Annotated in this window: 6 protein-coding genes and 1 pseudogene; 5 read left to right on the top strand and 2 right to left on the bottom strand. The window is 72.7% G+C overall.

Annotated features, from left to right (window positions below; translation table 11 throughout):
* Positions 1–12: 12 nt before the first annotated feature.
* The 4 genes from CLV40_RS35870 (at position 13) to CLV40_RS35885 (ending at position 4,232) form a co-directional block, all read left to right on the top strand.
* Positions 13–1,221: a UDP-N-acetylglucosamine 2-epimerase gene (locus CLV40_RS35870; protein WP_104483488.1), complete on the top strand. Its 1,209-nt coding sequence runs from the start codon at positions 13–15 to the stop codon at positions 1,219–1,221.
* Between the two features lie 83 nt (positions 1,222–1,304).
* A complete protein-coding gene (locus tag CLV40_RS37605; protein WP_146108404.1) occupies positions 1,305–1,649 on the top strand; it encodes a hypothetical protein in 345 nt (114 codons plus the stop codon).
* 20 nt (positions 1,650–1,669) lie between these two features.
* Entirely contained in the window at positions 1,670–2,869 is a 1,200-nt protein-coding gene (locus CLV40_RS35880; protein WP_245931802.1) for an MFS transporter, read from the top strand.
* Between the two features lie 10 nt (positions 2,870–2,879).
* The gene (locus CLV40_RS35885; RefSeq protein ID WP_104483490.1) at positions 2,880–4,232 is read left to right on the top strand and encodes a GH1 family beta-glucosidase; all 1,353 of its coding nucleotides are present in this window, start codon (positions 2,880–2,882) and stop codon (positions 4,230–4,232) included.
* A gap of 1,212 nt (positions 4,233–5,444) precedes the next feature.
* On the opposite strand, the gene CLV40_RS35890 is transcribed toward CLV40_RS35885, so the two are convergent.
* Positions 5,445–6,446 (bottom strand): beta-ketoacyl-ACP synthase 3, encoded by a 1,002-nt coding sequence (locus CLV40_RS35890; protein ID WP_181043964.1) that lies wholly within the window; start codon positions 6,444–6,446, stop codon positions 5,445–5,447.
* Positions 6,447–7,274: 828 nt separating this feature from the next.
* On the opposite strand from CLV40_RS35890, the gene CLV40_RS38665 reads away from it, so the two are divergent.
* Positions 7,275–8,003, top strand: coding sequence for a PP2C family protein-serine/threonine phosphatase (locus CLV40_RS38665; RefSeq protein ID WP_181043963.1), 729 nt, complete (start codon positions 7,275–7,277; stop codon positions 8,001–8,003).
* Positions 8,004–8,106: 103 nt separating this feature from the next.
* Here the strand turns inward: CLV40_RS38665 and CLV40_RS35900 are convergent.
* A pseudogene (locus CLV40_RS35900) lies at positions 8,107–8,441 on the bottom strand (IS30 family transposase); the annotation flags it as partial.

Raw genomic sequence — 8,441 nt, forward strand, 5'->3', positions numbered from 1 at the left:
AAGGGGGCGTCGGTGCCGAACACCCTCGTTCCCCTGCCCTGCCCCGGGGCGGGTCGGCGGGTGCCGGAGGTGTGCCTGATCGCGGGCGACGCCGTGGCGGCCACGCGCCTGGCGCCGGTGGTGGGGGCGCTGCGCGGGCGCGGGCGGGTGCGGCCGGTGGTGCTCGCGTGCGGTGACGACGCGGCCGCCGCCACGGAGGTGTTGTCGGGCTTCGGTTTGGCCACCGAGGTCCTGGTCGAGCTGGCGCGCGACGGGCAGCGCACCGGCCGGGCGGCGGCGCAGCTGCTGGCCGGTCTGGACCACGCGTTCGCCGACCTCGCACCGGACGCGGTGGTGGTGCAGGGCGATTCGGCCACCGCGTTCAGCGCCGCCATGGCCGCGTTCTGGCAGCGCGTCCCGGTGGTGCACCTCGACGCGGGTGTGCGCTCGTACGACCTCACCGCCCCGTTCCCGCAGGAGGGCCACCGCAGGCTCATCGCCCAGGTGTCGTCGCTGCACCTGGCCGCCACCCCGGACGCGGCGGCCAACCTCGGCGACGAGTGCCACCGCGGCCCGAAGGTCGTCACGGTCGGGAGCACCGCGGTCGACGCCGGGTTCGACGCCCTCGACCGCTACGTGCGCCACCGCGACGACCGCGTGCAGGCGGTGGAGAACGCGGTGGTGGCGGGCGAGGTCCGGCTGGCCGTGGTCGCCGTCGAGGCGCGCGACTGGTCCACGGCGGCGGCCACGCAGCTGCTGCACGGGATCGCCGACCTCGTGCTGACGTGCCCGGACCTGGAGGTCGTGCTGCCGCTGCCGCGCGGCCCCCTGCGGCACCTGGCCTACGACATGCTCGGCAGGCTCGTGCGGGTGACCATCACCGACCCGATCGCGCAGCCGGAGCTGGTCTGCCTGCTGTCGATCGCGGCGGCGCTGGTGACCGACTCGGCCACGCTGGCCGAGCAGGCGCCCAGCTTCGGCGTGCCCACGCTGGTCCTCGGCGGCGAGCCCGGCACCTGGGCCGAGCCGCGCCACCCCGGCCACCCGTGGACCGCGGGCTCCGACCGCGCGGTCGTCGCCCGGATCGCCGAGAAGCTCGTCCTCAGCCACGTCGAGCGGCAGACCACGGCCCCGACCCCCAACCCGTTCGGCGACGGCTTCGCCGCGACCCGCTGCGAGCAGGCGCTGCAGTGGTTCCTCGGCCTCGACGACCGCCCGGAGGAGTTCGCCCCGCACCGGTAGTGGACCGCCGGTTCCGGCACCTCCCGCGAGTGGGCGCACCACGGTGACCGCGAACGGCTTCCACGGAACGGAACGGGATTCGGGTGACACGGCAAGCGGAAGACCCACGGCGGCACTCCCACCGCCGAGCCCGCCACGACCGCAGTGGCCACCTCGACCGACCGCGGGCAACCGCCGGGAATCGAGACCACGAGCCAGTCGGCTACGCCACGCGCGTCGACAACTCCGGCCCGCCGCTCAAGGAGATCTCCGCGGGCGCGCGGTCCTCGGACCGCACGGTCGTGTCGGTGCTGTCCGGCAACCGGAACCTCGAGGGCCGGATCAACACCCGCGAAAGCCGCGTGCCCCAACCGGCCGAGTACCCCGCCGGGGTTCGGCTCGCGGCCATATGTCCTGGCACCAGCTTACCCGGTCGCACCGGCCGATGAAGAGGCGTCGACCCTTGCCTGTGGACAACTCGGTTGCCCGAGAGGTCACGCCGCCGGGTGGGGTGCGGGCCTGGTGGGTGCTCGCGTTCAGCGGGGCGACGGCGGCGGTGTTCGTTGGCTGGTACGGGCCGCTGCAGGTGCTGCTGGCGCGGCAGGTCGAGGGGATCTCGCCCGACGGCAAGGAAAGCGCGCTGGCGCTGGTGACCGGGGTGGGGGCGGCGTGGTCCATGGTCGCCAATCCGATCTGGGGTGCCTTGTCGGACCGAAGCGGGCGGCGCGGACCTTGGGTACTGGGCGGCGCGGTGGCCGGCGGCGGCGCGCTGGCCGCTCTGGCCACAGTGGACACGGTGCTCGGTGTGGTAGCCTTGTGGTCGGTCGCGCAGATCGCGCTCAATTCCTGCTTCGCGGGGCTGAGCGCGGCGGTCCCGGACCAGGTCCCCGAACACCGTCGTGGCGCGGTGGGTGGCTGGTTCGGTTTCGCCCAGACCGTTGGCGTGATGTCCGGGACAGGGTTGGCACTGGCGGGTGGCTCCGTCTCCAGTGGCTATGTGGCGTGCGCGGTGGTCGTCGTCGTGGGGTCGTTGCCGTTCGCGTTGGCCCGCGAGCGGCGGCGGGTGCCGGTACGGGAACCGGCGCGGAAGCCGTTCGGCCTCCTGCGGCACCGGGACTTCGTCTGGGCCTGGGTGCCCAGGTTCCTGATCAACCTGGGCAACGCCGTCGCGCTGCTCTACCTCTTCTACTACCTCCAGGACGAGGTACGGGTCGGCGACCCGGCGGGTGGCGTGTTCACGTTGACCGCGGTGTACGCCGTCGCGCTGCTGGCGACGGTGCTGGTCGGCGGGGTCTGGTCGGACCGGGTGGGCAAGCGCCGGGTGTTCGTGTGCGTGGCCGGGGTGGTGATGTCGGCGGCGGCGGTGCTGCTGGCGGTGTGGCCGACCTGGACGGGCGCGGTGGTGGCCGCGGCCGTGCTCGGTGTCGGCTACGGCGCCTACACCTCGGTGGACTTCGCGCTCGTGACCCAGGTGTTGCCCGCGGCGGGTGCGCGGGGCAAGGATCTCGGGGTGGTCAACATCGCGAACACGCTGCCGCAGGTGCTCGCCCCGGCGCTGGCCGCGCCGGTGGTGGCGCACCTGGGCGGGTACCCCGTGCTGTACCTGGTCGCCGCGGCGGTCGGGGTGGCGGGGGCGGCCCTCGTGTTCCGCGTCCGGACCGTCCACTGAGGAGGATCCCATGCCGTTTCCCGGGTTACCCGACGATTTCCTGTGGGGTACGGCCTCGGCCGCGTACCAGGTGGAGGGCGCGGTCGCGGAGGGTGGACGCGCGCCGTCGGTCTGGGACACCTTCTGCGCGCGCCCCGGTCGGGTGCGCGACGAGGACACCGGGGCGGTGGCGGCCGACCACTACCACCGGTACCGGGAGGACGTCGCCCTGCTGCGCGACCTGGGCGTAGGCGCCTACCGGTTCTCGGTGTCGTGGCCGCGCGTGCTGCCGGGCGGCCGGGTCAACGCGGAGGGCCTGGGCTTCTACGACCGCCTCGTCGACGAGCTGTGCGAGGCGGGGATCGCCCCTGCCGCCACGCTGTTCCACTGGGACACCCCGCAGGAGCTGGAGGACGCGGGTGGCTGGGTGAACCGGGACACCGCCGCGCGGTTCGCCGAGTACGCCGAGGTGGTCGGGGCGAAGCTGGGCGACCGGGTGCGGATGTGGATGACGATCAACGAGCCGGTCGTGGTCACCCTGTTCGGCTACGCCCTGGACGTGCACGCGCCGGGGCGGGCGCTGGGCTTCGACGCGCTGCCCGTCGCGCACCACCTGCTGCTCGGGCACGGGTTGGCGGCGCGGGCGCTGCGGGCGGCGGGGTGCTCGAACATCGGGATCGCGAGCAACCACGGGCCGGTGTGGGCGGCGTCGGAGTCGGAGGCGGACCGGACGGCGGCGGAGGCGTACGACACGCTGGTGAACTGGCTGTTCGCCGACCCGTTGCTGCGCGGCCGCTACCCGGCGCCGGAGTTGGCGGCGGCGATGCCGGGACCGGTGGCCGAGGACCTGAAGGTGATCTCCGAGCCGCTGGACTTCTTCGGGCTGAACTACTACCAGCCGACCCTGATCGGCGCGGCGGCGCCGGACGAGGAGTCGGCGGTGGCGAGCGCGCCGCTGCCGCCGGGGTTGCCGTTCGCGCCGAAGCCGCTGTCGGGGTACCCGACGACGGACTTCGGGTGGCCGGTGGTCCCGGACGGGCTGCGGGAGACGATCGCGCTGTTCACGGCCCGCTACGGCGACGACCTGCCGCCGATCTACGTGACCGAGAGCGGGTGTTCCTACCACGACGGCGATCCGGTGGCGGGCCGCGTGGCCGATCAGGCTCGGATCGACTACCACGAATCGCACCTCGCGGCGCTGGCGCGGGCGGTGTCCGACGGGGCGGATGTGCGCGGGTACTTCGCGTGGTCGGCGACGGACAACTTCGAATGGGCGGCGGGTTACCGGGAACGGTTCGGGCTCATTCACGTGGATTACGAGACCCAGCGGCGGACACCGAAGGACTCGTATTTCTGGTACCGCGATGTGATTGGTCGGGGGTGAGCGGCGGGCCGCTGTCGGCCTGAGCGGCCGGGGCGGGCCGGGCGGGGCGGGTATTGCCGGGTGCGGTGGGAGGAAGTGCCGAGGGAATTGGCCACCGGCGCGCGCGTCCGGTGCCGGGCGGAGGTGACGTGCCCGAGGCGACGGGCCGATCACCTCGCGATTCGACCGGGGTTCCGTCGCGCCCACGGCAGTTCCGCGAGGTCGGGCGCGAGGGTCCCGTGCCGGATTCTCGGGCGAGTGGGGTCGGTTTCCCGGCGAGGTTCGCGCGCACGGCAATGCCACAAGGTCGTGCGCGAGAGTCCGGTGCCGGATACCCAGGCGAGACGAGTGGGGCCGGTCCTCCAGCACGAGGTTCCGTCGCGACCACGGCAGCGCCTCGAGGTCGGGCGCGAGAGTCCCGTGCCGGATTCCCGGGCGAGTGGGGCCGGTCCTCCAGCACGAGATTCGGTTGCGCCCACGGCAATGCCTTGGGGTCGGGCGCGAGAGTCCCGTGCCGGATACCCAGGCGAGGCGAGTGGGGCCGTTCTCCGGCGCGAGGTTCCGTCGCGCCCACGGCAATGCCTTGGGGCCGGGCACGAGGGGCCCGTGCCGGGTTCGCGGGCGAGTGGGGCCGGTTCTCCGGCGCAAGATTCGGTCGCGGGCACGGCGGTGCCCCGGGGTCGAGCGCGAGAGTCCCGTGCCGGATTCCCGGGCGAGTGGGGCGGTTTCCCAGCACGAGGTTCCATCGCGCCCACGGCGATACCACAGGGTCGAGCGCGAGGTCCCCTGCCGGATTCCCGGGCAAGTGGGGCCGGTTTCCCGGCGCGAGGTTCCGTCGCGCCCACGGCAATGCCTTGGGGCCGGACGCGAGGGTCCGTGCCGGGTTCGCGGGCGAGTGGGGCCGGTTTCCCGGCGCAAGATTCGGTCGCGGGCACGGCGGTGCCCCGGGGTCGAGCGCGAGAGTCCCGTGCCGGATTCCCGGGCGAGTGGGGCCGTTCTCCGGCGCGAGGTTCCGTCGCGCGCACGGCGGCGCCCCGGGTTCGCGGGCAAGTGGGGCCGGTTTCCCGGCGCGAGGTTCCGTCGCAGGCACGGCGGTGCCACAGGGGCGGGCGCGGAAGTCCCGGGCCGGAAACCCAGGTGAGTGGGGCAGGCTTGCCGGTGTGGGTTGCCGAGGCGGGACCTCAGCCTCGTCGAGTCCCCGCGCGGGTACGGGGCTCGTGCCCGGCGGGCCGGTCAGGCGGTGACCGGTGCCGGGACCTTGGTGGGCATGCGGACCACCTGGGCGGCGTAGGTCAGGCCCGCGCCGAAGCCGATGAGGAGGGCGAGGCCGCCCGGGTCCACCAGGCGGTCGACGACCAGGCGGTCCAGGGCCATCGGGATGGAGGCGGCCGAGGTGTTGCCCGACTCGACCACGTCCCTGGCGATCACGGCGTCGGGGGCGTCGATCTTGCGGGCCAGCGCCTCGATGATGCGGAGGTTGGCCTGGTGGGGGACGATCGCGGCGAGGTCGCCGGGGCGGATGCCCGCGCGTTCGCAGGCGAGCAGGGCGATGGGGTGGATCTCGGTGGTCGCCCAGCGGAAGACGGACTGGCCCTGCATGCGCATCTGGCCGCCGACCGGGATCTCGATGAGGTCGGCGGACTCGGCCGCGCCGTCGCTGCCCCAGACGATCGGGCCGATGCCGGGCTCGTCGGCGGCCTCGACCACGGCGGCGCCCGCGCCGTCGGCGAAGATGATGGAGGTGCCCAGGTCGGTCGGGTCGACCCACTCGGACATCTTCTCGGTGCCGATGACCAGGACCCGCCGGGCGGACCCCGCGCGCACCAGGTCGGAGGCCACGGCCATGGCGTAGCAGAAGCCCGCGCACGCGGCGTTGACGTCGAAGGCGGCGGCGCCGGGCGCGCCCAGCGCCTTGGCCACGGTGGCGGCCCGCACCGGGACCGGGCTGCGCACGCTGCACGTCGCCACGATCACCAGGTCGATCTCGCCCGGCCCGTAGCCCGCCCGCGCCAGTGCCTTGGTGCCCGCGGCGACGGCCATGGCCTCCATGGCCTCGTTGCCCGCCGCGAACCGGCGGGACACGATCCCGGTCCGCTCTCTGATCCAGTCGCCCGTCCGGCCGAACCGGGCGGCGATCTCCGCACTGCCGACGGTGGTGTCCGGGCGGTGCGAGCCGAGCCCGACCAGTCGAGCGCCCCCCACGCCTTGGCGCAATGCAATGACGGTCACTGGGATACTGTGGAGAACTACCAATCGGTAGCACTTCCCTTGTGATGAAGTTCTCACCGAAAGTGTTATAAGTCAGTCACTTCCGCGTGATGTTCACTCGCGGGTAGCACTCGCGAGTAACCCCGGTTGGTCTCCTCCGCGCGGCGAACGCCACCACGTGAATTGTTCGCCGAACGGGTGCTACCGACCGGTATTCGGTGGCGCCGGGGCGGTTCGTGGTGACGCGCAGATTAACGGCAGTTGATCACCGGGCGCCGGGTCGATGACGGGATGACCGGCCGGTGCGGACTTCGGCCTGTCCGGCGGGGACGACCCGACTCCGGAAGTCCGAAGGGGACAGTGCGCGCGACCCGGCGAGGTACTGTTTCGCGGACCGCCGCGAAACGAGGTTGTCGAATTGGCCGCGCGCACAATTCGCGACGCGCGAAATGGAGCCGAACGCGCGTCACCGGACTCCGGCACCGACAACACGGCCGTTCGAGACCCTGGGGTCGGCGGCACCGGACCGCCCCGCCGGGGATTCCGGATCCCGAGCCGAAGCGGGTCTGGTCCTTTTGGGACGAGAACAGGAATGTGATGGCGCGTTCGGACCGCCGGTTTGGGCTGCTCGGGCCGGGCGTTTCGGCTATCGCCGGGGCGGTGGAACGAAATGCCCGCGCGGCGAGTCGGAGGGCGGGTGACCGGGGTGGCGCGGGCCGTATGCTTGCGGCACCGCGAGCTCCTCGCTGGTGCGCGGCCGCGCCTTGCCGGGCGGTCGGGCATTCGGTGCGTTCGGGTTCGACGCGGCGGTTTCCGCTGGTTGACGACTTTCGTCGAGTGGTCGGGGGTGGTGCGGTGCTGGACGTGGTGCGCGCGGTCGCGATGACCGCGCGCGGTCGGGTGCGGGACGGGAACGAGGACGCCGTCTCGGTGTTCGGGTGGTTCAGCCAATCCGCGGAGCCGCTGGTGGTGGACCTGCGCGCGGACGGCCGGTCGCCGCTGCTGTGCGCGGTCGCCGACGGGATGGGCGGCCACGCGGCGGGCGAGGTGGCGAGCGCGACGGCGTTGGTGACCGCGGCCGACCGGTACCTGGACTGGACCGGGGCCAAGGAGACCGCCGTGGGGCTGACCGGGATCAGCGCGGAGCTGAACGAGCTGGGCAACCGGGTGGTCGAGACCACCGGGATGGGCACCACCATCGCGGGTGTGGTGATCACGCCGGGTTCGGTGCTGTGCTTCAACATCGGCGACAGCCGCGTCTACCAGGTGGCCGACGACGGCCTGGCACAGCTGACCGTCGACGACGCGATAACCGGCCCCTGCGGCGGCCTCACCCAGGCGATGGGCGACCCGCCGGACCCGGGTCCCCTCCCCCACGTCCTGGATCTGGAGCTGGCGGGCGCGAGTACCCGTTTCCTCCTGTGTTCGGACGGCGTCAGCTCGGTGCTCACCCCGGACGAGATCGCCGACCTGAGCCGGATCCCGGACCCCGTCGACCTGGTGACCGCCATCCGCGACACCGTCTACGACTTCGGCGCCCCGGACAACCTCACGGCCGTGGTGCTGGACATCCCAGGCCGCTGACCCGCGTGGCTTCGCGCTTCGCCCGGAGTTGTCCACAGGCCAACCCCGACCCATTCCTACCGCCCGCCCCAGCGCGTAGAATTAAATATAGGGGTTCTTGACCTCAAGGGGTCATCGCGCCACCGTGTTTGATCAGCAGTTCGTTGAGCTTCTCGACGGGTTTGTACCAGTTCAGGGTCTGTCGGGGGCGGTCGTTGAGTTCGCGGGCGACGTCGTCGAGGTGGGCTTGGGAGTGGACCGAGAGGTCGGTTCCCTTGGGAAATACTGTCGGAGAAGCCGGTGGGTGTTCTCGTTCGTCCTGCGTTGCCAGGGCGAGTGCGGGTCGCGGAAATAGACCGGCATCCCGGTGGCCGTGGTGAACGTGGCGTGGTCGGCCATCTCGCTGCCCTGGTCCCACGTGACCGATTTCCGGAGGAACTCGGGCAAGGTCTTCATCTT

The organism is Actinokineospora auranticolor (assembly GCF_002934265.1).
Taxonomy (GTDB): domain Bacteria; phylum Actinomycetota; class Actinomycetes; order Mycobacteriales; family Pseudonocardiaceae; genus Actinokineospora; species Actinokineospora auranticolor.